At 64.4% G+C, this 23,146-nt stretch carries 24 protein-coding genes; 18 read left to right on the top strand and 6 right to left on the bottom strand.

Annotated elements, in window-relative coordinates; translation table 11 throughout:
- Positions 1–355: 355 nt before the first annotated feature.
- The 3 genes from GEV02_RS16815 (at position 356) to GEV02_RS16825 (ending at position 2,009) form a co-directional block, all read left to right on the top strand.
- Positions 356–877 (top strand): methylated-DNA--[protein]-cysteine S-methyltransferase, encoded by a 522-nt coding sequence (locus GEV02_RS16815; RefSeq protein ID WP_152839073.1) that lies wholly within the window; start codon positions 356–358, stop codon positions 875–877.
- Positions 853–1,758 (top strand): site-specific tyrosine recombinase XerD, encoded by a 906-nt coding sequence (gene xerD / locus GEV02_RS16820; RefSeq protein WP_152839074.1) that lies wholly within the window; start codon positions 853–855, stop codon positions 1,756–1,758. The genes GEV02_RS16815 and xerD overlap by 25 nt, the downstream gene beginning before the upstream one ends.
- A gap of 71 nt (positions 1,759–1,829) precedes the next feature.
- Positions 1,830–2,009, top strand: a complete 180-nt coding sequence (locus tag GEV02_RS16825; protein WP_152806628.1) for a hypothetical protein — start codon at positions 1,830–1,832, stop codon at positions 2,007–2,009.
- A gap of 50 nt (positions 2,010–2,059) precedes the next feature.
- On the opposite strand, the gene GEV02_RS16830 is transcribed toward GEV02_RS16825, so the two are convergent.
- Together GEV02_RS16830 and GEV02_RS16835 are read right to left on the bottom strand one after the other, a co-directional pair.
- The gene (locus tag GEV02_RS16830; RefSeq protein ID WP_152839075.1) at positions 2,060–5,206 is read right to left on the bottom strand and encodes an efflux RND transporter permease subunit; all 3,147 of its coding nucleotides are present in this window, start codon (positions 5,204–5,206) and stop codon (positions 2,060–2,062) included.
- Positions 5,207–5,209: 3 nt separating this feature from the next.
- Entirely contained in the window at positions 5,210–6,439 is a 1,230-nt protein-coding gene (locus GEV02_RS16835; RefSeq protein ID WP_152839076.1) for an efflux RND transporter periplasmic adaptor subunit, read from the bottom strand.
- A gap of 231 nt (positions 6,440–6,670) precedes the next feature.
- Here GEV02_RS16835 and GEV02_RS16840 point away from each other — a divergent pair, with 231 nt between their 5' ends.
- Positions 6,671–8,413 (top strand): putative bifunctional diguanylate cyclase/phosphodiesterase, encoded by a 1,743-nt coding sequence (locus GEV02_RS16840; RefSeq protein ID WP_328595835.1) that lies wholly within the window; start codon positions 6,671–6,673, stop codon positions 8,411–8,413.
- Positions 8,414–8,496: 83 nt separating this feature from the next.
- On the opposite strand, the gene GEV02_RS16845 is transcribed toward GEV02_RS16840, so the two are convergent.
- Entirely contained in the window at positions 8,497–9,495 is a 999-nt protein-coding gene (locus tag GEV02_RS16845) for an endonuclease/exonuclease/phosphatase family protein (RefSeq protein ID WP_152839077.1), read from the bottom strand.
- 48 nt (positions 9,496–9,543) lie between these two features.
- Here GEV02_RS16845 and ybaK point away from each other — a divergent pair, with 48 nt between their 5' ends.
- The 7 genes from ybaK (at position 9,544) to GEV02_RS16880 (ending at position 14,949) form a co-directional block, all read left to right on the top strand.
- Positions 9,544–10,035, top strand: coding sequence for a Cys-tRNA(Pro) deacylase (gene ybaK / locus GEV02_RS16850; protein WP_174999142.1), 492 nt, complete (start codon positions 9,544–9,546; stop codon positions 10,033–10,035).
- Between the two features lie 71 nt (positions 10,036–10,106).
- Positions 10,107–10,736: a glycerol-3-phosphate 1-O-acyltransferase PlsY gene (plsY, locus tag GEV02_RS16855; RefSeq protein ID WP_070270700.1), complete on the top strand. Its 630-nt coding sequence runs from the start codon at positions 10,107–10,109 to the stop codon at positions 10,734–10,736.
- A gap of 78 nt (positions 10,737–10,814) precedes the next feature.
- Entirely contained in the window at positions 10,815–11,465 is a 651-nt protein-coding gene (locus GEV02_RS16860; protein ID WP_152839079.1) for a DsbA family oxidoreductase, read from the top strand.
- A 132-nt stretch (positions 11,466–11,597) separates the two neighbouring features.
- Positions 11,598–12,650, top strand: a complete 1,053-nt coding sequence (locus tag GEV02_RS16865) for a GGDEF domain-containing protein (RefSeq protein WP_152839080.1) — start codon at positions 11,598–11,600, stop codon at positions 12,648–12,650.
- Positions 12,651–12,670: 20 nt separating this feature from the next.
- Positions 12,671–12,961: a DUF427 domain-containing protein gene (locus GEV02_RS16870; RefSeq protein ID WP_152839081.1), complete on the top strand. Its 291-nt coding sequence runs from the start codon at positions 12,671–12,673 to the stop codon at positions 12,959–12,961.
- Position 12,962: 1 nt separating this feature from the next.
- Positions 12,963–13,697 carry an AAA family ATPase gene (locus GEV02_RS16875; protein WP_152839082.1) on the top strand — a complete coding sequence of 245 codons (735 nt, stop codon included), beginning with the start codon at positions 12,963–12,965 and terminating at the stop codon, positions 13,695–13,697.
- Positions 13,698–13,701: 4 nt separating this feature from the next.
- On the top strand, positions 13,702–14,949 hold the full coding sequence (locus tag GEV02_RS16880) for a metal-dependent hydrolase (RefSeq protein ID WP_152839083.1): 1,248 nt from the start codon (positions 13,702–13,704) through the stop codon (positions 14,947–14,949).
- On the opposite strand, the gene GEV02_RS16885 is transcribed toward GEV02_RS16880, so the two are convergent.
- Positions 14,946–15,806 (bottom strand): oxidoreductase, encoded by an 861-nt coding sequence (locus GEV02_RS16885; protein WP_152839084.1) that lies wholly within the window; start codon positions 15,804–15,806, stop codon positions 14,946–14,948. The two genes, GEV02_RS16880 and GEV02_RS16885, sit on opposite strands and share 4 nt — an antisense overlap.
- Before the next feature lie 104 nt (positions 15,807–15,910).
- Between GEV02_RS16885 and GEV02_RS16890 the strand changes: the two genes are divergently transcribed.
- Positions 15,911–16,837 (top strand): LysR family transcriptional regulator, encoded by a 927-nt coding sequence (locus tag GEV02_RS16890; RefSeq protein WP_152839085.1) that lies wholly within the window; start codon positions 15,911–15,913, stop codon positions 16,835–16,837.
- A gap of 160 nt (positions 16,838–16,997) precedes the next feature.
- Entirely contained in the window at positions 16,998–17,183 is a 186-nt protein-coding gene (locus GEV02_RS16895; protein WP_152839086.1) for a hypothetical protein, read from the top strand.
- Here GEV02_RS16895 and tsaD read toward each other — a convergent pair.
- Complete coding sequence (gene tsaD, locus GEV02_RS16900; protein WP_152839087.1) at positions 17,180–18,220, bottom strand: tRNA (adenosine(37)-N6)-threonylcarbamoyltransferase complex transferase subunit TsaD; 1,041 nt, start codon at positions 18,218–18,220, stop codon at positions 17,180–17,182. The genes GEV02_RS16895 and tsaD overlap by 4 nt on opposite strands.
- A gap of 187 nt (positions 18,221–18,407) precedes the next feature.
- Between tsaD and GEV02_RS16905 the strand changes: the two genes are divergently transcribed.
- On the top strand, positions 18,408–18,722 hold the full coding sequence (locus tag GEV02_RS16905; RefSeq protein ID WP_152839088.1) for a Rieske (2Fe-2S) protein: 315 nt from the start codon (positions 18,408–18,410) through the stop codon (positions 18,720–18,722).
- A gap of 10 nt (positions 18,723–18,732) precedes the next feature.
- On the opposite strand, the gene GEV02_RS16910 is transcribed toward GEV02_RS16905, so the two are convergent.
- Positions 18,733–19,791 carry a 3-deoxy-7-phosphoheptulonate synthase gene (locus tag GEV02_RS16910; protein ID WP_152839089.1) on the bottom strand — a complete coding sequence of 353 codons (1,059 nt, stop codon included), beginning with the start codon at positions 19,789–19,791 and terminating at the stop codon, positions 18,733–18,735.
- A gap of 74 nt (positions 19,792–19,865) precedes the next feature.
- Between GEV02_RS16910 and ybiB the strand changes: the two genes are divergently transcribed.
- The 4 genes from ybiB to GEV02_RS16930 all read left to right on the top strand — a co-directional run bounded on the left by ybiB (position 19,866) and on the right by GEV02_RS16930 (position 23,109).
- Positions 19,866–20,855: a DNA-binding protein YbiB gene (gene ybiB / locus GEV02_RS16915; RefSeq protein ID WP_008451881.1), complete on the top strand. Its 990-nt coding sequence runs from the start codon at positions 19,866–19,868 to the stop codon at positions 20,853–20,855.
- A 49-nt stretch (positions 20,856–20,904) separates the two neighbouring features.
- Entirely contained in the window at positions 20,905–22,113 is a 1,209-nt protein-coding gene (locus tag GEV02_RS16920; RefSeq protein ID WP_152839090.1) for a BaiN/RdsA family NAD(P)/FAD-dependent oxidoreductase, read from the top strand.
- A 194-nt stretch (positions 22,114–22,307) separates the two neighbouring features.
- Positions 22,308–22,520, top strand: coding sequence for a 30S ribosomal protein S21 (gene rpsU, locus GEV02_RS16925; RefSeq protein ID WP_008451879.1), 213 nt, complete (start codon positions 22,308–22,310; stop codon positions 22,518–22,520).
- A gap of 139 nt (positions 22,521–22,659) precedes the next feature.
- The gene (locus GEV02_RS16930; RefSeq protein ID WP_152839091.1) at positions 22,660–23,109 is read left to right on the top strand and encodes a GatB/YqeY domain-containing protein; all 450 of its coding nucleotides are present in this window, start codon (positions 22,660–22,662) and stop codon (positions 23,107–23,109) included.
- Positions 23,110–23,146: the final 37 nt, after the last annotated feature.

Raw genomic sequence — 23,146 nt, forward strand, 5'->3', positions numbered from 1 at the left:
AAGTGCATATCGATATGCGACCCGGTAGCAAGAGCCCAGAATTGTAGGTGGGGAGTGTGTAGAGAAACGGTACTGAATACCGGCAATAGATCGAGGAGACGCACGTTTTACAGAATGTCGTTGTTATAGTCGCTGAAGGCCGCCACAAGCGCGCTACGGGGACAGGCAAACGACCGGGAACGTGAAGCAGGATTTGGAAACGCACCGCAAGGTGCGTTTTTTTTCGCCTGTCGTATCGCTGCCTGTCCGGGCGCGGACTTACAATGCAATTATGTGGTTTTTTTAATGTAGTTCGAATGCAACAAAATGGTGCATTTCGACAACTTCAGCCGGTCTTTTTGGTGCGTAGGGTGTGATGAAAATACAACAGCAGCATGAATTGTTCGCCGCCATCTTGGACTTGCCGCTTGGAAAATTGGGCGTGCGCACGGCGAGTGGTCTGATAACCGAACTCTGTTACCTGCCGCCCCATTTTGATGCAAAAGCGCCGCAGGACGCGGCCGCCGAAGTGGCGGCGGTGCAGCTGGGCAAGTATTGCGAGGATGCCGATTTCGTTTTCGACCTGCCGTTGAAGCGCGCCGGCACCGAGTTCCAGCACAAGGTCTGGGACGCCATCTGTTCGATTCCGCGCGGCAGCGTGCGTACCTACGGCGAGCTGGCCAGGCACATCGGCTCGGCGCCGCGCGCGGTGGGCCAGGCTTGCGGCGCCAACTGGTTCCCGGTGGTGATCCCTTGCCACCGCGTGACATCTTCTTCCGGCCTGGGCGGCTTCGCCAACAGCGACGACCCCAACGGCTACCTGCTGGGCATCAAGCGCTGGCTGCTGGCGCACGAAGGGTCGAGCGAATACGCATGGCAACAGACAACACTGCTCTGATCGACGAGTTCTGCGACAGCCTGTGGCTGGAGGACGGCCTGTCGAAGAACACGCTGGAAGCCTACCGGCGCGACATGCGCCTGTTCGCCACCTGGCTGGAGAAGAAGCGGCCGGACGTGGCCGGGCTGGCGGCCGTCGCCGCCCACGATATCGAGGGCTATATCGCGGCCCGCCACCAGGACAGCGGCAAGGCCACCTCGTCCAACCGGCGGCTGTCGGTGCTGCGGCGTTTTTACCAGTTGCTGCTGCGCCAGCGCCGCATCGCCGACGATCCGACGCTCAAACTGGTATCGGCCAAGCAGCCGGCGCGCTTCGTCCACACCTTGAGCGAAATTCAAGTGGAGGCCTTGCTGGCCGCGCCCGACGTCGCCACGCCGCTGGGCCTGCGCGAACGCACCATGCTGGAGCTGATGTACGCCAGCGGCTTGCGGGTGTCCGAGCTGGTCACGCTCAAGCTGCTGGAGCTGAGCCTGAACGACGGCGTGCTGCGCATCACCGGCAAGGGCGCGAAGACGCGGCTGGTGCCGTTCGGGCAGCAGGCGCGGGTGTGGATCGAGCGCTACGTCAAGGAGGCGCGCGGCATCATCCTCAACGGCCAGGTCGACGACGCGCTGTTCGTCACCGGGCGCGGCGGGCCGATGACGCGGCAGATGTTCTGGGTCTTGATTAAAAAGCATGCCTTGAAGGCCGGCATTACGGCGCCGCTGTCGCCGCACACCTTGCGCCACGCCTTCGCCACCCATCTGCTGAACCACGGCGCCGACCTGCGGGTGGTACAGTTGTTGTTGGGCCATTCGGATATTTCGACGACACAAATCTACACCCACGTCGCCCGTGAGCGGCTCAAGCATTTGCATGCGCAACATCATCCTCGCGGCTGAAAAACTTGCGTCGGCCGTAAGTGCGTCATAATGTGGGCAGGTAATCGAACCGTATAAAGAAGAGGTGGCAAATGGCAAAGACAAATTTCGCGTATGAAAAGCGGCAGCGTGAGCTGGAAAAGAAAAAGAAAGCGGATGAAAAAGCCCGCCGCAAGGCCGAGCTGAAGCAGAATCCCGGGCTGGCCCAGGAAGGCGAGCTCGATGAAGCCGATGGCGACGACGCCGCCGACGGCGATACCGCCGCTGAGTAAGCACGAAAAAAAACCGGGCATGCAGCCCGGTTTTGCGTTGTACGTCCCGATTACGCGACTTCGTTGCGGGCCTTGATGTCGTGCAGCGGTTCGATGGCGTCCTGCATCGCGGCTTCTTCCTCGTGCGCCTTGCCCTTGAAGAAGCGGGCGCAACGCTTGCCCAGGCTGTCCAGGTAGGTGTAGGCCACCGGCACCACCACCAGTGTCAGCAGGGTAGAGGTGATTACCCCGCCAATCACCGCGCGGCCCATCGGCGCCTGCGTCTCGCCGCCGTCGCCCATGCCGATCGCCATCGGCAGCATGCCGAACACCATCGCCAAGGTCGTCATCACAATCGGACGCAGCCGCACCTGGCCGGCCGACATGATGGCCTCGTACTGGCCCATGCCGCCGCGCTGCGCGTGGTTGGTGAAGTCCACCAGCAGAATCGCATTCTTCGTTACCAGGCCCATCAGCATGATGAAGCCGATCACCGAGAAGATGTTCAGCGTGCTGCCGGTAATCAAGAGCGCCACCAGCACGCCGATCAGCGACAGCGGCAAGGACATCATGATCGCCACCGGCTGCAGGAAGCTGCCGAACTGCGACGCCAGCACCAGGTAGATGAAGATCACCGCGATGCCCAGCGCGATCATGGCCGACGACATGCTCTCTTCCATGTCCTGCGCATTGCCGCCGACATCGAAGCGCACGCCGGCCGGCAGGTCGATTTCCTTCATGGCCTTTTTGACTTCGCTGTCGACGTCGCCGCTCGGACGGCCTTCGACCGCGGCGTACACCGCCACCCGGCGTTGCAGCGCCTGGCGCTTCAACACCTGCGGGCTGAACGACGGCACGAAGTCCACCACCTGGCGCAGCGGCACCATCACCGGACGGCCATCGGGGCCCAGCTTGCTGGAGGCCAGCGACAGGTCGGCCAGGTCGGCGATCTTCTGGCGGCCGGACTTCGGCAGCTGCACGTTGACGTCGTAGTTCTGGCCATCGTCGGCCAGGAAGTGGCTGGTGGTGTCGCCCGCCACGAACGGCCGCAGCGCGGTGCCGATCTGCTGCACCGTCAGGCCCAGGTCGCTGGCCAGCTCGTTGTTGATCTTCACCGTGGTCGATGGATTGGCGCCTTCCTGGCTGTACTCCAGGTCGGCCACGCCCTTAATCTTGCGCATCTTGTCCATCAGGCGGTGGGCCACGGCGTCCAGCTTGCCTTCGTCGGTGCCGAGGATGGCGATGAAGATCGGCTTCCAGCCCACCGACAGGGTGATGCCGGCGATCTTGCTCAGGCGTGCGCGTACTGCGCCTTCCAGCTCCTTCTGCGTGCGCCGCTTGTAGGTCTTGCGGTCCTGCAGCTTCATGTCGATCTGCGCGGTGTTGCGGCCGTCCTGGGTGCCGACCACCGAGATCACATTGGCGATTTCAGGGAAGGCCTTCAGCGCCTCTTCCACCTGCTGCACCTTGTTGTCGGTGTACTCCAGGCTGGAGCCGACCGGGGTTTTCATGCGCAGGTTGATCCAGCCGTTGTCCTGGTCGGGGAACATCTCGCCGCCTATCATCGGCACCAGCATCAGGCTGGACACGAACAGCGCGGCGGCGAAGGCCAGCGTCAGCTTGCGCCAGCGCAGCGCGATGGCCAGCACCTTGCCGTACACCACGTGCAGCGCCTCGACGCCGCCTTCCAGCCAGTGCATGAAGCGGCCCAGCCACGGCACGTATTTGAAGCGGTCCTTGACCGGGTCCGGCCACACCGACGACAGCATCGGGTCCAGCGTGAAGCTGACGAACAGCGACACCAGCACGGCCACCGCGACGGTGACGCCGAACTGCAGGAAGAAGCGGCCGATGATGCCCTGCATGAAGGCCACCGGGATGAACACGGCGACGATGGCGAAGGTGGTGGCCATCACGGCCAGGCCGATTTCGTTGGTGCCGTCTTCCGACGCGCGGCGGTGGTTCTTGCCCATGCCGAGGTGGCGCACGATGTTTTCGCGCACCACGATGGCGTCGTCGATCAGCAGGCCGATGCACAGGGACAGCGCCATCAAGGTCAGGAAGTTCAGCGTGAAGCCGAAGAATTTCATCGCGATGAAGCTGGCCATCACCGAGATCGGCAAGGTCAGGCCGGTGATGATGGTCGAGCGCCACGAGTGCAGGAACAGGAACACGATAATCATCGTCAGCACCGCGCCTTCGATGATGGTTTCCTTCACGTTGTCGAGCTGGCTCTGCACCTTCAGCGATTCATCGTTGAGCACGGTCAGCGTGATGTCGGCCGGCAGCGTCTTCTGCAAATCGGCGGCGACTTTCTGGATGCGGCGGCCCACCTCGACCACGTTGGCGTCCTGCACCTTGGTGATGTCGATGGTGACGGCGCGCTGGCCGCTCAGGCGCGAGACCGACAGCTCTTCCTGCGCGCCGTCGATCACCGTGGCGACCTGCTCCAGGAACACCGGGCCGTTGGCGCGGCGCGCGACGATGATCTTGTTGAAGTCGCGCGCATCCTTCATCTTGCCTTCGATGCGCACCAGCTGTTCGGTGGCGCCGTAGCTGATCGAGCCGGCCGGCAGGTTGGTGTTGGTGGCCTGGATCGCGGCGATCACTTCATCGACGCCGATCGCTTGCGCGGTCAGGTCGTTGGGACGCAGGCTGATCAGGATCTGGCGCGAAGCCGTGCCGTTCAGGCGCACCTGGCCGACGCCGGCCACGCCCTGGAAGCGCTTGCCGATCAGCTGGTCCGCCATGGTCGACAGTTCGCGCAGCGTGTGGTCGGTGGCGGTCAGGCCGATCTGTGCGATAGGGCGGCTGTTCTCGCCTTCGAAGCGGACGATGAACGGATCCTTGGCTTCTTTCGGGAAGCGCGGGCGCACTTGCGCCACCTTGTCGCGCAAGTCCTGCATCGCCTTGTCCATATTGGTGGACAGTTCGAAATCGATGTACAGGCCGGCGCGGCCTTCCCACGAATTGGCGCGCAGCGTCTTGATGCCGCTGACGGTGTTGACCACGTCTTCCATCGGCCGCGTGATGTCGTTCTCCACCGCCTCCGGCGACGCGCCCGGATAGTTGACCTCGATCAGCGCGCCGGGGATGTCGACGTTGGGCATGGCCTCCAGGCCCAGTCCCCGGTAGGAGAACAGGCCCAGCACGACCAGCGCCACCATCACCATGGTGGCGAAGACCGGGTTCTGGATACTGGTTTTAGTGATCCACATGATTTAGTCCTTCTGCGCCAGCATGGCGGACTTCGGCGGCTGCGCCGGCGTGGCGACATTCACCGGCAGCTTGACCTGGCTGCCCGGCTTGACGCTGTCGAGTTTGGAGACGATGACGCTGGCGCCCGGCTGCAGGCCGTCCAGCACTTCGGCGTAGCCCTCGTCCTCGTTGCGCAGGCCCAGCTTGACCGGCTGCGCGATGACCTTGCCCTGTTCGATCTTGTACACCACCTGCTGGCCCTTGTCGGTGCGCAGCGCCGGCAGCGGCACGATGGGCATGACGGCGGAACGGTCGGTGACGATGCTGCCCTTGGCGAACATGCCGGCGCGCAGCGCGCTATCCTCGTTCTTGACCGAGATGTAGACCAGCATGGCGCGCGAGCCGGCCTCGGTGGCGGGGTTGATGCGCGCCACCTTGCCGGCGAAGGCGCGGCCCTGGAAGCCGTCGACCTTGAACTTGACGTCCTGGCCCACTTTCACGCGCGGGATTTCCGAGGCCGGCACCTGCGCCTCCAGGGTCAGCTCGGCCAGGTTGACGATGCTGTAGACCGGCATGTCCGGCGCCAGCTTCTCGCCGGCCTGCACGTGGCGCTTGCTGACCACGCCGCTGATGGGCGCCTTGATGACGCCGTCGTTGAGCGCGATGCGGGCGATCTCCACCATCGCGGCGGCCGACTTGACGTTGGCGCGCGCCAGGTCGACGCTGTTCTGCGTCGAATCGTAGGCGTTTTGCGAAATGTATTTCTGCTTGAGCAGGGCGCCGCTGTTGGACTCGTTCTTGGTCGCCAGCGACAGCTTGGCCTGGGCTTCGTCGAGCATGGCCTGCTGCTGTTGCAGGCGCGCGCGCAGGTCGGACTGGTCGATGCGGGCCAGCACCTGGCCGGCCGACACCGCCATGCCTTCCTGCACCGTGGTGGCCTCCACCACGCCCGAGACCTTGGACTTGATGGTGGCCGAACTCAGGGGCGCCAGCGAGCCGGATAAGGGCAAGCTGACCGCCAATGATCTGGCATCGATGGCCGCGATATCGCCGCTGGCCAGTTCGAAGACTTCCTGTTTCTTCTTGTCGTCCTTGCCTGCCTGCGCGGTCGCCGGCGGCGCTTCTTTCTTGCCGTGCATGACGGTCCAGCCGCCGCCGGCCAGGCCGATGACGATCAGCACTGCGAGGGGTTTGCGCCAGCGCTTGCTGCTGACGGTGGGCTGTGGAGAGACGGGCAAGGTTTCAAGTTTCATATCGTTCTTCTATTAAAAGTTCGCCACGGTGCAGGACTATGCAGATTTGCGCATGGTGTCACTGTAGGTATTTGCAAGGCGAACTTCCAGAGAAATGCGATGGGCGGCGCAAAAATACGGATGAACTGCGAAAACGCGGGATCGAGCGCGTTTGAGGGAAGTCAAGGAGTTATCCCCGCCACGGGCAAGAATGAGCAAGGCCTGAGAAGGCGCGACGCCGGAGAGGGCCACGTGGCACAAGCAGACGACAATCCGAGCGCGGACTACCGCGCGCTGTACCAGCACACCAGCGATGCCTTGCTGGTGTTGCAGGATGGCCGCATCGCCGACTGCAATCCGGCGGCGCTGGCGCTGTTCGAATGCAACGGAGCGCAGCGGCTGCCGGGCCGCAGTCTGGCCGATTTGTCACCATTGCAGCAGACCGAGGGCGTGCTGTCGGCGCGCGCGCTGGCCGATTTGCAGGCCGAGGCGCTGCGCGACGGCAACCGCCGCTTCGAATGGTGCTGGGTCGGTTGCGGCGGCCGCCAGTTCTGGGCCGACGTGGTGCTGACGGCTGTCGGCCCCCAGCGCCTGTGTGCGGCGATCCGCGACATCTCGGCCCGCAAGCAGGAGCAACTGGCCTTGTATCTGGCGCTGCTGACCGATATCGCCGACCGCCGCCCGACGGAGCAGACCCGCCACCTGGCCGAGCACGATTTCCTCACCGACCTGCCGAACCGCGTGCTGCTGCTGGACCGCCTGACGCTGGCGCTGGCGACGGCGCGGCGCCGGCGCAGCCGGCTGGCCCTGCTGTTCCTCGATCTCGACCGTTTCAAGAACATCAACGACACGCTGGGCCACCACGTCGGCGACCGGCTGTTGCAGGAGGTGGCGGTGCGGTTGCGCGGCTGCGTGCGCAGCGTCGACACCGTCAGCCGCCAGGGTGGCGACGAGTTCGTCATCATCCTGCCCGAGATCGGCGGCATCGACCAGGTCGCGCACGTGGCGGCGGCGGTGCTGAACACGCTGGGCCATGAATTCGTGCTGGAGCCTTACCGGCTGAACGTGGGCGCGTCGATCGGCATCAGCATCTTTCCCGACGACGGCGCCGACCTCGACACCCTGGTGCGCCACGCCGACCTGGCCATGTACCACGCCAAGGAAAACGGCGGCAACGGCTTCCAGTTCTTCAGCGCGGAAATGAATGCGCAGATCGTCGAGCGGGCGACGCTGGAAAACGATTTGCAGCGCGCGCTGCGCGAACGCCAGTTCGTGCTGGAGTACGAGGCCCAGGTCGATCTGGCCAGCGGCCTGCCGCTGGCGGCGGAAGCGCTGCTGCGCTGGCGCCATCCGACGCTGGGCCTGCTGCGGCCGGAGCGCTTCATCGCGGTGGCCGAGGCTTGCGGCCTGATGGTGCCGATCGGCCAGTGGGTGCTGGAGCAGGCATGCCGCGCAGCGCGCCGCTGGCAGCAGGCCGGCCATGCGCTGGCGGTGGCGGTCAATCTGTCGCCGACGCAGTTCCTGCAGAAAGACCTGGCCGACAGCGTGGGCGCGGCGCTGGCGGCGGCCGGCCTGGCGCCGGAGTTGCTGGAGCTGGAGCTGACCGAGGCCGTCATCATGCAGCATGGCGCCGCCGCGCCGGCCACGCTGGGGGCGTTGCGGCAGCTGGGCGTACGGCTGGCGATCGACGATTTCGGCACCGGCTACACGCGCATCGGCCACCTGCGCGAGTATCCCTTCAACAAGCTGAAGATAGACCGCACCTTCATCGGCGACATCGACGGCACGGCAGACGGCGCGGCGCCGCCGACGGTGGTGACGGCCATCATCGCGATGGCGCGCAGCCTGGACTTGACGGTGCTGGCGGAGGGCGTGGAGACCGAGGCGCAGCTGCGCTTTCTGGCGCAGCACGGCTGCCACCAGGCGCAGGGCTACTATATGCGGCAGAACGGCTGGCTCGATAGCCTGAGCGGCCTGCTGGACGGCGCCGCGTGAGTATGTCGTTCCCGCGCAGGCGGGAACCCATAGAACGCAGGCCAGTCAGCTCAGTATGGATTCCCGCGTGCGCGGGAATGACGCTACATGGCTTGGGCGTGCTCGCGCGCGCCGAACAGGCGCAGCCGCACCAGCACCTGGCCGTGGTCGGACGCTTCCGGCTTGTGCTGCAGCAGGTGGTCGTTCAGATAGGTCACGTCCAGCACCTCGCCCACCGCGTAGCGCGAGGCCGGGTTGAATTCCTCGGACACCAGCACGTGGTCGATGGTCATATAGTGGCCCTCGTGGATGTTGGTGTAGCCGATGTGGCGCAGGGTGTCGCGGCCCAGCTGGATCTGGTTGCAGTCGAACAGGCGGCCACTCAGCTCCTCGCCCGGCAGGCCGGCCGCGCCGGAGCCCATGACGATGGCGGTGGTGACGGCGTCGGCCGTGTCGTTGAAGTCGCCCAGCACCACGCGCGGCCGGCGCGCGCGGCTTTCGAGCTGGCTGAGCAGGGCGCGCAGCGCCACCGCCTCGGTGCCGCGCCGTATCAGCGAGCGCAGGTTGGCTTGTGCATATTGCATCGGGTCGGCGTAGTCGTCGCCGCTGCAATAGTCGGGGCGCTTGGACTTGAGGTGGACCACGACGACATCGACGATGCGCTGGTCCGGCAGCAGCACCTGCGCATGCAGCGGCGCGCGGGCGAAGCGGTCGGCGTCGCGGCTGCCGGCCGGCAGCGCCACGCCGTCGGGGAAGGCGCGGTACTCGGCGGGCGGTTGCGCCAGCGGCAGGCGCGAGATCAGCGCCACCTGCGGCAGCAGGCGCGCGGCGCCGGTGTGCGGATCGGGCGCGGGATCGAAGCCGGCCAGCGTGGCTTCGCGGTAGCGGGTGCTGTGGGTCAGCACGTCGCGCAGCGCCGCCAGCGAGAAGATTTCCTGCAGGCCGACCACGTCGGCGTCGAGCTGGTCCAGCTGCTGCGCGGTCCACAGGACTTTCGCTTGGTACTCCGCCGGCGTCAACGGCGGCAGATTGTCGTACAATTTCGCCCCAGGCTGGGAAAGATTGCAAACATTGAAAGTGGCAAAGCGAATTTCCTGCTGCATAATGAGAAACTCCCGATCGAACACTACTTCACAAGCAGCGTATCACGCATGGCGAAAAAAGAGCACATCTCCGAGACCCCGGCAACGCAAATGCTGCGCAAACATAAGGTGGTCTTCAGCGAGCACCCGTACGACTACGAAGAGCACGGCGGCACCACGGTGTCCGCGCGCGAGCTGGGCGTGGACGAGCACGCGGTGGTCAAGACCCTGGTCATGCAGGACGAGGCCGCTAAACCATTAATTGTGCTGATGCACGGCGATTGCAAGGTCTCGACCAAGAACCTGGCGCGCGGCATCGGCTGCAAATCGGTCGAACCGTGCAAGCCCGAGGTGGCCACGCGCCACAGCGGCTACCAGATCGGCGGCACCTCGCCGTTCGGCACGCGCAAGGTGCTGCCGGTGTATGTCGAGGATAGCATTCTTGCGCTGGAAACGATTTATATCAATGGCGGCAGGAGGGGCTATCTGGTCGGCATCGCGCCGCAGGTGCTGGTCGAGCTGCTGCAGGCCAGGCCGGTGCACTGCGCGCTGGCCGATTAGTTGGCTGATTGGGGGCTGACAGTGTATATTCAGCGGCCCCCAACGGGCGCATGACTACTTTTGAGGAAACAATGAATACAGTTTGGATGACCGTCGCCGCCTACCTGATCGGTTCGATCTCGTTTGCCGTCGTCATGAGCAAGTTGTTCGGCATCGCCGATCCCCGCACCTATGGCTCGAAAAACCCGGGCGCCACCAACGTGTTGCGCAGCGGAAATAAAGGCGCTGCCATCATGACCCTGATCGGCGACGGCGCCAAGGGCTGGCTGGCGGTATGGCTGGCGATCCGCTACCAGGACCAGTTGCAGATCGGCGACGCCACCATCGCGCTGGTGGCGATCGCGGTGTTCCTGGGCCACCTGTGGCCGGTGTTCTTCCGCTTCGTCGGCGGCAAGGGCGTGGCGACCGCGCTGGGCGTGCTGCTGGGCCTGAATCCTTGGCTGGGCCTGGCCACCTTGGTGACGTGGCTGGCGGTGGCCTACGCCTTCCGCTACTCGTCGCTGGCGGCGCTGGTGGCGGCGCTGTTCGCGCCGTTCTACTACGGCCTGCTGTTCGGCGTCGAACCGCAGCTGTTCGCGGTGTTCGCCATGAGCGCACTGTTGGCTTTCCGTCACAGCAAGAACATTTCGAATTTGCTGGCCGGCAAGGAAAGCCGTATCGGCAGCAAGAGCAAGGAAGCGGTTAAACCCCGCAAAAAGTAAGGCCATCCCCCGTCCCGGCGCTTGATTTTGCGCCGGGCGTCGCCATATGCTGAAATACCGTTTTAGCAAAGGCACAGCATGACTACTACCCTCAAGATCGATTTCGTCTCCGACGTTTCCTGCCCATGGTGCGCCATCGGCCTCAAGTCGCTGGACCAGGCGCTGGCCAATATCGGCGACGAAGCCGCCGTCAGCATGCACTTCCAGCCCTTCGAACTCAATCCCAATATGGGCCCCGAAGGCCAGGACATCGGCGAGCACCTGAGCGAGAAATACGGATCGACGCCGTCGCAGCAGGAACAGGCGCGCGAGATGATACGCGCCCGCGGCGCCGAAGTCGGCTTCGATTTCGCCATGGGCAAGCGCAGCCGCATCTACAACACTTTCGACGCCCATCGCCTGCTGCATTGGGCCGAGCTGGAAGGCAAGCAGAAGGAGCTGAAGGAAGCGCTGTTCGGCGCCTACTTCACCAAGGGCGACGATCCGAGCTCGCACGAGGTGCTGCTGCGCGTGGTTGGCGAAGTGGGGCTGGATGTCGATGTCGCCACCGAAGTGCTGCAGGCTAACCGCTATGCCGACGAGGTGCGCGAGCGCGAGCAGTTCTTCCAGCGCCACGGCATCAACTCGGTGCCGGCCGTCATCATCAACGAGCGCCACCTGATCTCGGGCGGCCAGCCGGCCGCCGTGTTTGAAAAGGCGCTGCGCGAGATCATGGCGCAAGCGGCTTAAAAAATGCCGCCAGCGGCGGGGGCAAGTACTCCCGCCGTCCCTGTTTTGCGATAAACTGATCGGGTAGCACCATAGTTCGGTCCCGCTGCATGCGGGTGCCCAAAAGAGATTGACGTCGCTACAGGGAGGCCTATGCTGGCCGCAGAAAAAGTACATACACTCTCCATCGCCCGTCCGCAGGCCGACCAGTTCCGGCTGGCCGCACTGCACCGCTACCACATCCTCGACACCCCCGCCTGCGAAGACTTCAGCTTCCTCACCGAGCTGGCCGCCAGGGTGTGCGAGGTGCCTTACGCCTTCATCTCGCTGGTCGATGCCGAGCGTGTCTGGATCAAGTCCTGCACCGGCATGCAGATGGGCGAGCTGCCGCGCGGCGAAAGCTATTGTTCGCTGGCGGTGCTGGGCGAGGCCGCCACCGAGATCCCCGACCTGACGCAGGACTTCCGCACCGCCGGCATGGCGCTGACGGTCAACGCGCCGTTCATGCGCATGTACAGCAGCGTGGCGCTGACCTCGTCCGACGGCTTCGCCATCGGCACGCTGTGCGTGATGGACACCAAGCCGGGCGGCCTGAATCCCGAACAGCGCACCACGCTGGTCAAGCTGGCCCGCCAGGTGATGGCGCTGATCGAACTGCGCGCCAGCGAGAAGGCGCTGGAGGCCACGGTGCGCGAGCTGGAACAGCTGGCCACCACCGACGAGCTGACCGGGCTGCATAACCGCCGCTCGCTGCTGCACCGTTTGAAATTCGAGACGGCGCGCGCCAAGCGTTTCCGCTCGCCGCTGTCGGCGGTGATGATAGACCTCGACCACTTCAAGCGCATCAACGACGAATACGGCCACGCGGTCGGCGATCAGGTGCTGGCCAGCGTCGGCCGCCTGCTGCGCGAGAGCGTGCGCGTGATCGACGTGCCGGGCCGCTACGGCGGCGAAGAGCTGTGCGTGATCCTGCCGAACACGCCGGTCGAAGGCGCCTGCAAGTTCGCCGAGAGCCTGCGCGCCAAGATCGAAGCGCAAGTCCACTACGCCGGCCCGCGCCTGCTGCCGGTGACGGCCAGCCTGGGCGTGGCCTCGTTCGACCACATGGAAATCGCCGATGCGGAAAGCCTGCTGCGCCAGGCCGACGCCTCGCTGTACCGCGCCAAGCACGCCGGCCGCAACCGCGTGGAGTGCGGTCCCAACTGACACTGAAAGGAAGTCTCTCTATGCCTACCGCCAGCTGGAACGGCGTCGTCATCGCGCAGGCGCGGGACGACGAGGTTGAAATCGTCGAGAACAATGTGTACTTCCCGCCATCGAGCGTGAAGACCGAGTACCTGCAAGCCAGCGCGCACACGTCGCGCTGCCCGTGGAAGGGACTGGCCAGCTACTACAGCCTGAACGTCAACGGCAAGGTCAACGAGAACGCCGCCTGGTACTACCCGGAGCCGTCCGAGAAGGCCGCGCAGATCAAGGACCACGTGGCGTTCTGGCGCGGCGTCGAGGTGCAGCGCTAGCATGGGTTTGCAGGCCAAGCCGTATCTGCAACGGATTACGGCGCTGTTCGGCGATCACGTTGACTGGGACCGGCACCCGTACACAGTGCCGGCGGTGCGCAACCTGGAGTCGATCGGCTTTCACCCGGATGTGACTTTCTTCATTGGCGAGAACGGCGCCGGCAAATCGACGCTGCTGGAATCGATCGCGCTGGCGCTGGGCTTCAGCATGGAGGGCGGCACCAGGAACGTGCGCCTGAATACGGCGCGCGAAGACGCGCCGCTGTTCGAGGCGCTGAGACTGTCCCAAAGTTTTCGCACGCCGCGCGACGGCTACTTCTTCCGCGCTGAGAGTTTCCACAACGTCGCCACCTACATGGATGAGGTGGACTATCTGCATGGTTATGGCGACCGCTCGCTGCACTCGCGCTCGCACGGCGAGGCGTTCATGGCCGTGCTGCTGAATAAATTCCAGGGCAAGGGCCTGTACCTGCTCGATGAACCGGAAGCCGCGCTGTCGCCCAACCGCCAGCTGGCGGCGCTGACGGCGATCCATCAGCTGGTGGAAGACGAGTCGCAATTCATTATCGCCACCCATTCGCCGATATTGCTGGCCTACCCGAACGCGAAGATACTGCTGTTCGACGGCACCGGCATCACCGAAGTCGCTTACGAAGATACCGAGCATTACGCCATCACGCGCGATTTCCTTAACCACTATCCGCGGCGTTTGGAACAGCTGCTCAAACCCGAATAGGTCCATGGACAATATCACCCACAGCATTATCGGTTTCGGCGTTGGCGAAGTGGTGCACCGCAGTCTGCCCGACGAGGCGGATGCGCCGTCGCAGCAGGTGCGGCACCGCTTGTTGCTGGTGGCCTGCGCGCTGGCCAGTAATTTTCCCGACCTCGATCTGTTCCTGACCAAGCTGCTGCCCAATCCGCTGGGCTATCTGCTGCATCATCGCGGTCATACGCATACGGCCTTGCTGGCGTTGCCGCAGGCGCTGCTGCTGGCGGCCTTGCTGTGGCTGTGCTGGCCGTCGGCGCGCGCGCTGTTGAAGGCCAGCCGCACGGCGCGTCTGGGCCTGGCCCTGAGCGTGGGCCTGGGTTTCGCGCTGCATCTGCTGATGGACTTTACCAATTCCTACGGCATCCATCCCTGGTATCCATTCGACGGGCGCTGGTTCTACGGCGACATGGTGTTCATCGTCGAGCCCTTGTTCTGGGTGGCGATCGGCGTGCCGATGGCGCTCATCATGCGCTGGCGCTGGCTGCGCATGCTCGGCCTGGCCTGTATGTTCGCGGCGTTGGTGGTGTTTGCCGCCAAAGGCTATCTGGCGTGGACTTCGTTTGCGGCGCTGCTGTTGATTGCGTCGGCTTGCGGCATGGCGCAGGTGCGCGCCGGTGCGCGTGGCCGCGCGGGCTTGTTGCTGGCGCTGGCCGTCAGCGCCGGCTTCATCGCGGTGCAGGGCGTGGCTTCGCGTGCGGGCCGCGAGCAGATCACCGCTGCCTTGCTGAAGGACGATCCGTCGGTGCGCGTGATGGATGTGGCGATGACGGCGTTTCCGTCGCAGCCTTTGTGCTGGGCGTATGCCAGCGTGGAAGCCAACGAGAAGCAGGGTTACTACCGTCTGCGGCGTGGCGTGGCCAGTCTGGCGCCGCAGTGGCTGGCGCCGTTGGCTTGTCCTGCGGGACTGGTGGGCGTGCAGACGACGCAGGCCCTGTCGCCCGCCGTGCAGCAATTCGGCACCGTGTTGGCCAGCCTGCCGGCGCTGCGCATATTGAAGGACAAGAACTGCCAGGTCGATGCCTGGCTGCGCTTCGCCCGTCTGCCGGCGCTGATGCTGCCGACCAGCGACCTGGCCGACTACCGCTTCGCCACCACGCCGCGCGGGAATTTCACGACGCTGCATTTCGGTGAAGCGGCGCCGTGTCCCGAGGGCGTGCCGGGATGGAGCTATCCGCGTGAGGATCTGTTGTCGCTCCATCCGCCGGGCAAGCTCTAAGCGGCTTTCTGCTGCGGGGCGAAGTCGGTCGATACCGCCAGCTCCAGCCACTGCGCCATCTCCGTTTCGACGAACAGGTTCTTGGCGCGCACGCGTTCCACCGTGTCCGAACCCAGTTGCAGGCGCACCGGCGGCTTGGCGCTGTCGGCCAGTTGCAGCAGGGCGACCGCCAGCTTGGCCGGATCGCCAGGTTGCTGGTGATTGACGCCCGCCGCGAACTCGCGCATCGCGCCCACCGTGGCGGCGTAGTCTTCGATGCGGTCGCGGGTGCTGATCAGCGACGAGGCATCGAGGAAGTCGGTGCGGAAGAAGCCCGGCTCCACCACCGTCACATTGATGCCCAGCGGCGCCAGTTCCATCGCCAGCGCTTCGCTCAAGCCTTCGACCGCGAACTTGGTGGAGGCGTACACGCCCCAGCCGGCATAGGCCGAATACCCGCCGACCGACGAAATGTTGATGACGTGGCCGCCGCCCTGGCGGCGCATCACCGGCAGCACGGCGCGGGTGACGTTGAGCAGGCCGAAGACGTTGGTCTCGTACAGCGCGCGCACTTCCTCGGCGTTGGCTTCCTCCACCGCGCCCAGCAGGCCGTAACCGGCGTTGTTGACCAGCACGTCGATGCGGCCGAAGCGCGCCACCGCCTGCTGGGCGGCGGTAATCGCCTGCGCTTCCAGCTTGACGTCCAGCCGCAGCGCCAGCAGATGTGCATGCTCGCCGAGGGCGGCGGTGATGCTGTGCGGATCGCGGGCGGTGGCGACCACGTAGTCGCCGCGCGCCAGCGCCTGTTGCGCGGTCAGCAAGCCGAAGCCGCGCGATGCGCCGGTGATGAACCATACTTTTTGTGCCGTGCCGGTCATGATCGTTTCCTTTGTGGTGAGTTGATGCAGGCCAGTGTAGTCACGGCCCGCCTGCTACACTAGCCATGGGAAAGCTGTTTGATTATCACCTTTTGGTTGTAAATATGGATAAAGCCCGGGTCATCAGTCTGTTCATCGGCGTGGTGCGCGCCAGGAGTTTCAGCCAGGCGGCGGTGGAGGCCGGCCTGACGCCGCAAGCCGTCAGCAAGGCGGTGCGGCAGCTGGAGGAGCATCTGGGCGTGCGCCTGTTCCACCGCACCACGCGCAGCCTGAGCCTGACGGAGGAGGGCTTGCGCCTGTTCGAGCTGTCCAACCCCGGCCTGCGCCTGCTGGACGAGGCGCTGGACCAGGTGCGCAACAGCCGCCTCGAAGCCGACGGCCTGATCCGCGTGGCCGCGCCCATGTCGATCGGCAACGCCGTCATCATTCCGCTGCTGCCGGAGTTCCAGCGGCGCTACCCGGGCGCGCATTTCGATCTGCAGCTGGACGACCATTTCACCGACCTGGTGGAAAGCAAGATCGACGTCGGCTTCCGCGCCGGCAGTCCGCCCGAGCGCAACCTGATTTCCCGCAAGCTGGGCGACATCGTGCTGCTGCCCTGCGCCACGCCCGCGTATCTGGCGCTGCACGGCACGCCGCAGACGGTGTCGGATTTGCAGCAGCACCGCTGCACCGGCTTCCGCCGCCCGAACACCGGTCGCATGATGCCGTGGGAGTTGCAGGTGGACGGCGCCACGGTCTACCAGGAAGTGCCGGCGGTGGCCAGCTTCAATACGGTGGAAGGGGAGTTGGTGGCGGTGCTGAGCGGGGTGGGCATCGGCCAGCTGCCGGTCTTCATGATCGAGGCCGAGCTGGCCAGCGGCGCGCTGGTGCCGCTGCTGCCGCATACGGCGAGCAGCAACAGCGGCGTGTTCATGTACTACCAGCAGCGCACCCAGATGCCGCTGCGGGTGCGGCACTTCATCGATTTTGTCGCGGAGCGGGCGCCGCTGCGGCTGGCGGCCCAGCATGGCCTGCTGCCGGCCGCCTGAGATCGCACGGATTTGGTGCTTGCCCGGCCGTATCGTGTCGCGTGTTCACCACAAAAGGGCCTAAAATCTGACCATATGGACAAATTTTGATCTAGTTGGTTGGCACGACAATTGCATTGCCCTCCAGAAAGGAAGATGATCGACAAATATGGAGGCTGTTATGAATACCGCAACGGAACAAAAAACAACGAATACCGTGGTTCACGAATCGTCGTCCGACGAGCACCGTCTGCGCAGCGAGCGCATCGCTGCGCGCGGCGTACGCCTGGGCAAGGGCAAGGTCAAGTACCTGCTGGCGCTGGCCGGCCTGGCCGTGCTGGCCTCGGTGGCCTTCGCGCAGGGTTAAACGACTTTGATCTCGTCCAGCGGCCAGCGTGGCCGCACATTGAACGAGTAGTCTTTCTTTGCCGCGTCCGGGTTGATCATCAAGCGCATGGCCCCGGCGAAGGCGATCATCGCGCCGTTATCCGTGCAGAATTCCAGTTCAGGGTAGTAGACCTTGAACTTCTTCTTGGCTGCCGCCGCGTTCAGCGACGCCCTCAGCTGCGAGTTGGCGCCCACGCCGCCCGCGATCACCAGCCGCTTCAGGCCGGTATGCTTGAGCGCGGACACGCACTTGGCGGTCAGCACATCGACTATCGCGTCGACGAAACCGCGCGCGATGTTGGCCTTGTCCTGCTCGCAGATATTGGCGATGACTTTTTCCTCGTGGTTCTTCACCACCGTCAGCACCGCCGTCTTCAGGCCGGAAAAGCTGAAATTGAAATCCTTGGTATGCAGCATAGGACGCGGCAGCTTGTAGGCCGCCGGATCGCCGAATTCGGCCAGGCGCGAAATCGCCGGACCGCCCGGATAGCCCAGGCCCAGCAGCTTGGCCGATTTGTCGAAGGCTTCGCCTGCGGCGTCGTCCAGCGTTTCGCCCAGCAGCGTGTACTGGCCGACGCCGTCCACGCGCATCAGCTGCGTGTGGCCGCCCGAAACGAGCAGCGCGATGAACGGAAACTCCGGCGGCTGCGACGCCAGCAGCGGCGACAGCAGATGGCCTTCCAGGTGGTGTACGCCCAGCACCGGCTTGTCCAGCGCCAGGCCCAGGCTGCATGCCACGGACGAGCCGACCAGCAGCGCGCCGGCCAGGCCGGGGCCCTGCGTGTAGGCGATGGCGTCGATGTCGGCCAGCGACTTGCCGGCGCCTTCCAGCGTCTGCGTCAGCAGCGGGATGGCGCGGCGGATGTGGTCGCGCGAGGCCAGCTCGGGCACGACGCCGCCGTACTCTTCATGCATCGCCACTTGCGAATACAGGGCGTGCGACAGCAGGCCGTGTTGCGTGTCGTACAGCGCAAGGCCGGTTTCGTCACAGGAGGATTCAACGCCGAGAACGATCATGAAAAGAGCACAAATGAAAAGAGGAATCCGCCATTGTAATGGAAAGTGGGTGCCAGCATGCACCACGGCAGGTCCGCGCCGCACTGGCGAAGTGCGCCATTTCGCTGTTTGCCCGGGCTGGCCGGGCGTTTTCCGTGGCACCGCTTTTGCTTACATCAATGGAAAAAGTCGATCACGGAGGCGAGCGATGTCTGGACAATGGAAGCTGATTTGCAAACTCAAGGATGTGCCCATGAGCGGCGCGCGCCTGGTGCCGCGTGGCTTGGCCTGGCAGGAGTTGCCGGGCGTGGCGCTGTTTCGCGTGGGCGAAGAACAGGTGCATGCGGTGTTGGAATGCGGCGATGCCGAGCCGCGCGACAGTGATGCGCGCCGCTATACGGTCAAGGTGGAGGACTGCAAGGTCTATCTGGATCTCGATGAACTGAGCGCCCCGGCCAGCAAGGCCGAGGCGGCGCTGGCGGGGTCTTTCGGCGTGGCCACCAGGGTGATGGCCTTCGTCTGACGCCCTGTACTTAAGGACGGTTTTTCAGCTGCTTGTGCGCGTCGAGCAGCATCTTCTCGGTGGTTTCCCAGTCGATGCAGCCGTCGGTCACGGAGCAGCCGTACTTCAGCTCGCTCAAGTCGGCCGGGATCTTCTGGTTGCCGCCAACGATGTTCGATTCGATCATCACGCCCACCAGCGACTGGTTGCCTTGCACGATCTGGTGGATGACGTCGGCCATCACCAGCGGTTGCAGTTCCGGCTTCTTGTAGCTGTTGGCGTGCGAGCAGTCGACCACCAGGTTGGCCGGCAGCTTGGCCTTGGCCAGCGCCTGTTCCGCAATCGCGATCGATACCGAATCGTAGTTCGGACGGCCGTCGCCGCCGCGCAGCACCACATGGCCGTAGGCGTTGCCGCGCGTACGCACGATCGCCACATTGCCCTGCGCGTTGATGCCCAGGAAGGAGTGCGGATGGGCCGACGACAGAATGGCGTTGATGGCGATGCTGATGTCGCCGTCGGTGCCGTTCTTGAAGCCCACCGGGGTCGACAGGCCGGACGACATCTCGCGGTGGGTCTGCGATTCGGTGGTGCGGGCGCCGATGGCGGTCCAGGCGATCAGGTCGCCCAGGTATTGCGGCGAGATCGGATCGAGCGCTTCGGTGGCGGTCGGCAGGCCCAGTTCGCAGACGTCCAGCAGGAACTGGCGCGCCTTTTCCATGCCGACGTTGACGCGGAAGGAATCGTCCATGTCCGGATCGTTGATATAACCCTTCCAGCCGGTGGTGGTGCGCGGCTTTTCGAAATACACGCGCATCACCAGCAGCATGGTGTCGGCCACTTCAGCTTGCAGGGCTTTCAGGCGGCGGGCGTAATCCAGGCCGGCCACGGGATCGTGGATCGAGCATGGACCGACGACCACGAACAGGCGCTTGTCCTGGCGATCGATGATGTTGCGCAGGGCTTCGCGGCCCTTCATCACGGTGTCCGAGGCGGTGTCGGTCAGCGGCAGCTTGCTGTGCAAGGCTTCCGGCGACGGCATCGGCGCGAACGAGGTGACGTTGATGTTTTCGATGTCTGGGGAAATCATGATTCTCTACGTATATTTATTGCGGGGGAGGGATAGTGTAGCCGAAATGCGGCGGTCTGGTTTAAGCTGACGCCATGACGACACAATCCACCGAACCCTTCCTGGCCGCACGTTTCATCAAAGAAATAGGCCGCGGCAAAAACGGCGCTCGCAGCATGACCCGGGACGACGCCCACGATTTGTACCAAGCCATGCTGGACGGCCGCGTTTCCGACCTGGAGCTGGGCGGCATCTTGCTGTCCATGCGGATCAAGGGCGAATCGGTGGAGGAGATCGCCGGTTTCCTTGACGCTGCCGAGGCCGCCTTCGAGCCGCTCAGTGCGCCGCCGGGGCAGTTCGCCCCGGTCTGCATCCCGAGCTACAACGGCGCCCGCAAGATGGCCAACCTGACGCCGCTGCTGGCCATGCTGCTGGCGCGCGAAGGCGTGCCGGTGCTGGTGCACGGCGTGGCGCACGACGCCGGCCGCGTCGCCACGGCCGAAGTGTTCGAGGCGCTGGGCGTGCCGGCCGCGCGCCACCGCGCCGAGGCGGAGGAGGCCATGTCGCAAGGGCATCCGGCGTTCATTACCATCGACACGCTGGCGCCCAAGCTGGCCTATATGTTGTCGCTGCGGCGCCGGCTGGGCGTGCGCAATTCGACGCATACGCTGGTCAAGATCATGCAGCCGTTCGCCGGGCCGGCGCTGCGGCTGGTGTCGTACACGCACCCGGAGTATCTGGAAATGCTGGGCGAATACTTCACCACGGCGGCCTTGCCGGAGCGCGGCGACGCCTTCCTGATGCGCGGCACCGAGGGCGAGACGGTGGCCAACGCCAACAAGGCGCAGCAGATCGACTGGTTCCACGGCGGCCTGCGCACCACGCTGGTGCCCAAGCAGACGCTGGTGGGCGAATTGCCGCTGCTGCCGGAGGACAAGGACGCGGCCACCACGGCGGCCTGGATACGCTCGGTGCTGGATGGCGACGTGCCGGTGCCGCCGTCGATCGCCGAGCAGGTGGCGCAGTGCCTGCTGGTGTCGCGCACCTTGCAGTCGCGCCAGCGGGTGAGCGAGCCGATCGAGTAAGCAGGCAGGCCCTTCAAGTACAATACGCCTTTGGACGATTGGATTTGATATGGCAAAGTTTGATGTAGCGGTAATCGGCGCGGGCGCGGCCGGCATGATGTGTGCGGCGACGGCGGCCCAGCGCGGCAAGCGCGTGGTGCTGATTGACCACGCCACCAAGCTGGCGGAAAAAATCCGCATCTCCGGCGGCGGCCGCTGCAACTTCACCAACATCAACGCGGGTCCGGCCAACTTCCTGTCCGAGAATCCGCACTTCTGCAAGAGCGCCTTGTCGCGCTACACCGCCGCCGACTTCGTCGCGCTGGTCAAGAAGCACCGCATCGGCTACCACGAGAAGCATCGCGGCCAGCTGTTCTGCGACGACTCGGCCGAACAGATCATCGACATGCTGAAAGACGAATGCGCCGCCGGCGACGTGCACTGGCGCATGCCGTGCAAGGTCGGCAGCCTGGCGCAGGCGGATGGCGGTGGCTTCCTGCTGCACACCGACACTGGCGACATCGAGGCCGACAGCGTGGTCATCGCCACCGGCGGCCTGTCGATCGCCAAGATCGGCGCCACCGATTTCGGCTACCGCATCGCCGAGCAGTTCGAGCTGCGCATGGTCGAGCCGCGCCCGGCGCTGGTGCCGCTGACCTTCGACCCGCAGCAGTGGGCGCCGTTCGTGGAGATGTCCGGCATCGCGCTGGAAGTCGATGTGGAAACCGGCTCCTTCAAGGGCCGCAACCCGACCGGCGGCCGCTTCCGCGAAGACTTGCTGTTCACCCACCGTGGCCTGTCCGGCCCGGCGATCCTGCAGATTTCCTCATACTGGACGCCGGGCACGCCCATCGTCATCAACCTGATTCCCGAGCTGGACCTGGCGGCCACGCTGATCGAAGGCAAGGGCACGATCAAGAAGCAGCTGGGCAATGTGCTGTCGCAGTGGCTGCCGGCGCGCCTGGCGGAAGGCTTGCTGCTGGCCCACGGCTTCGCGCTGGATGCGCGCCTGGCCGACTTGCCCGATGCGCAGCTGCGCAAGCTGGGCGCGGCCATCAACCAGTGGACGATCACGCCGAACGGCTCCGAAGGCTACAAGAAGGCCGAAGTCACGCGCGGCGGCGTCGACACCCGCGAGCTGTCGCAGCAGAGCATGATGGCCAACAAGGTGCCGGGCCTGTACTTCATCGGTGAAGCGGTGGACGTGACCGGGTGGCTGGGCGGCTACAACTTCCAGTGGGCCTGGGCTTCGGGTGTGGCGGCGGGACAAGCGGTCTGATATACTGGCGGTCTGTGGAAGTTAGTGGCGTCACGCAATCGTTGAAGTTGTTGAAAGATTGCACCATACGCCGCGTTGTTTTTGCAGTGAAAGCCTGATGGCTGGCCGTTCAGATGGCCAGGCGTCTTCCATTTTTCCGCAAAAGCTGCTATAGTCTCTTTCTCCCTATAACCTCAAACGGTTTGAATTTTTACATGACCACTATTCGCCTTAAAGAAAACGAGCCGTTCGAAGTCGCAATGCGTCGCTTCAAACGCACCATCGAAAAAACCGGTCTGCTGACCGAACTGCGCGCACGCGAGTTCTACGAAAAGCCAACGGCTGAGCGTAAGCGCAAGCTGGCAGCTGCAGTGAAGCGTCACTACAAACGCATCCGCAGCCAGCAACTGCCGAAAAAACTGTTCTAAGACTGCTCTTGCAGATTCAACCCGGTAGTATGGCGCTTACGCCTCGGGTTGTATCTCGTTGCATCTGGAAGATACCCGCTCCGGTTCGCCGCAGCGGGTTTTCGCATTTTTACTCCGTTAATTTTCTGAAAGAAACGCCATGGGCCTGAGAGAACAAATCACCGAAGACATGAAAAACGCCATGCGCGCCAAGGAAGCCGGTCGCCTGGCGACCATCCGCCTGATCCTGGCTGAAATCAAGCGCAAGGAAGTCGACGAGCGTATCGAAGTCAACGACGACCAGACCGTGGCCATCGTGGAAAAAATGATCAAGCAGCGCAAGGATTCGATCACCCAGTTCGAAGCCGGCGGCCGCGCCGATCTGGCCGATATCGAAAAGGCCGAACTGGTGGTGCTGACCGCCTACATGCCTGCCGGCCTGTCGGACGAGGAAATCGCCGCCGAAGTCGCCTCCGCCGTGGCCGCCTCGGGCGCCGCCGGTCCGCAGGACATGGGCAAGGTCATGGCCATCGTCAAGCCCAAGTTGGCTGGCCGCGCCGACATGACTGTCGTGTCCGCTCTGGTTAAGAAAGCGCTGACCCCGGCATAATGCCGCTGTAATTCCCTCTGCCGCAGCTTGATCCGCC

The organism is Rugamonas aquatica, assembly GCF_009380215.1.
GTDB classification, from domain to species: Bacteria; Pseudomonadota; Gammaproteobacteria; order Burkholderiales; family Burkholderiaceae_D; genus Rugamonas; species Rugamonas aquatica_B.

Excerpts from the sequence above, each read along its gene's own strand:
- GEV02_RS16885 (WP_152839084.1), bottom strand. The coding sequence starts at position 15,806 with ATGACCGGCACGGCACAAAAAGTATGGTTCATCACCGGCGCATCGCGC.
- rpsU (WP_008451879.1), top strand. The coding sequence starts at position 22,308 with ATGACCACTATTCGCCTTAAAGAAAACGAGCCGTTCGAAGTCGCAATG.
- GEV02_RS16860 (WP_152839079.1), top strand. The coding sequence starts at position 10,815 with ATGACTACTACCCTCAAGATCGATTTCGTCTCCGACGTTTCCTGCCCA.
- GEV02_RS16920 (WP_152839090.1), top strand. The coding sequence starts at position 20,905 with ATGGCAAAGTTTGATGTAGCGGTAATCGGCGCGGGCGCGGCCGGCATG.
- GEV02_RS16835 (WP_152839076.1), bottom strand. The coding sequence starts at position 6,439 with ATGAAACTTGAAACCTTGCCCGTCTCTCCACAGCCCACCGTCAGCAGC.
- xerD (WP_152839074.1), top strand. The coding sequence starts at position 853 with ATGGCAACAGACAACACTGCTCTGATCGACGAGTTCTGCGACAGCCTG.
- plsY (WP_070270700.1), top strand. The coding sequence starts at position 10,107 with ATGAATACAGTTTGGATGACCGTCGCCGCCTACCTGATCGGTTCGATC.
- tsaD (WP_152839087.1), bottom strand. The coding sequence starts at position 18,220 with ATGATCGTTCTCGGCGTTGAATCCTCCTGTGACGAAACCGGCCTTGCG.
- GEV02_RS16895 (WP_152839086.1), top strand. The coding sequence starts at position 16,998 with ATGAATACCGCAACGGAACAAAAAACAACGAATACCGTGGTTCACGAA.
- GEV02_RS16910 (WP_152839089.1), bottom strand. The coding sequence starts at position 19,791 with ATGATTTCCCCAGACATCGAAAACATCAACGTCACCTCGTTCGCGCCG.
- GEV02_RS16880 (WP_152839083.1), top strand. The coding sequence starts at position 13,702 with ATGGACAATATCACCCACAGCATTATCGGTTTCGGCGTTGGCGAAGTG.
- GEV02_RS16875 (WP_152839082.1), top strand. The coding sequence starts at position 12,963 with ATGGGTTTGCAGGCCAAGCCGTATCTGCAACGGATTACGGCGCTGTTC.
- ybiB (WP_008451881.1), top strand. The coding sequence starts at position 19,866 with ATGACGACACAATCCACCGAACCCTTCCTGGCCGCACGTTTCATCAAA.
- GEV02_RS16825 (WP_152806628.1), top strand. The coding sequence starts at position 1,830 with ATGGCAAAGACAAATTTCGCGTATGAAAAGCGGCAGCGTGAGCTGGAA.
- GEV02_RS16890 (WP_152839085.1), top strand. The coding sequence starts at position 15,911 with ATGGATAAAGCCCGGGTCATCAGTCTGTTCATCGGCGTGGTGCGCGCC.
- GEV02_RS16905 (WP_152839088.1), top strand. The coding sequence starts at position 18,408 with ATGTCTGGACAATGGAAGCTGATTTGCAAACTCAAGGATGTGCCCATG.
- GEV02_RS16845 (WP_152839077.1), bottom strand. The coding sequence starts at position 9,495 with ATGCAGCAGGAAATTCGCTTTGCCACTTTCAATGTTTGCAATCTTTCC.
- ybaK (WP_174999142.1), top strand. The coding sequence starts at position 9,544 with ATGGCGAAAAAAGAGCACATCTCCGAGACCCCGGCAACGCAAATGCTG.
- GEV02_RS16830 (WP_152839075.1), bottom strand. The coding sequence starts at position 5,206 with ATGTGGATCACTAAAACCAGTATCCAGAACCCGGTCTTCGCCACCATG.
- GEV02_RS16865 (WP_152839080.1), top strand. The coding sequence starts at position 11,598 with ATGCTGGCCGCAGAAAAAGTACATACACTCTCCATCGCCCGTCCGCAG.
- GEV02_RS16930 (WP_152839091.1), top strand. The coding sequence starts at position 22,660 with ATGGGCCTGAGAGAACAAATCACCGAAGACATGAAAAACGCCATGCGC.
- GEV02_RS16815 (WP_152839073.1), top strand. The coding sequence starts at position 356 with ATGAAAATACAACAGCAGCATGAATTGTTCGCCGCCATCTTGGACTTG.
- GEV02_RS16870 (WP_152839081.1), top strand. The coding sequence starts at position 12,671 with ATGCCTACCGCCAGCTGGAACGGCGTCGTCATCGCGCAGGCGCGGGAC.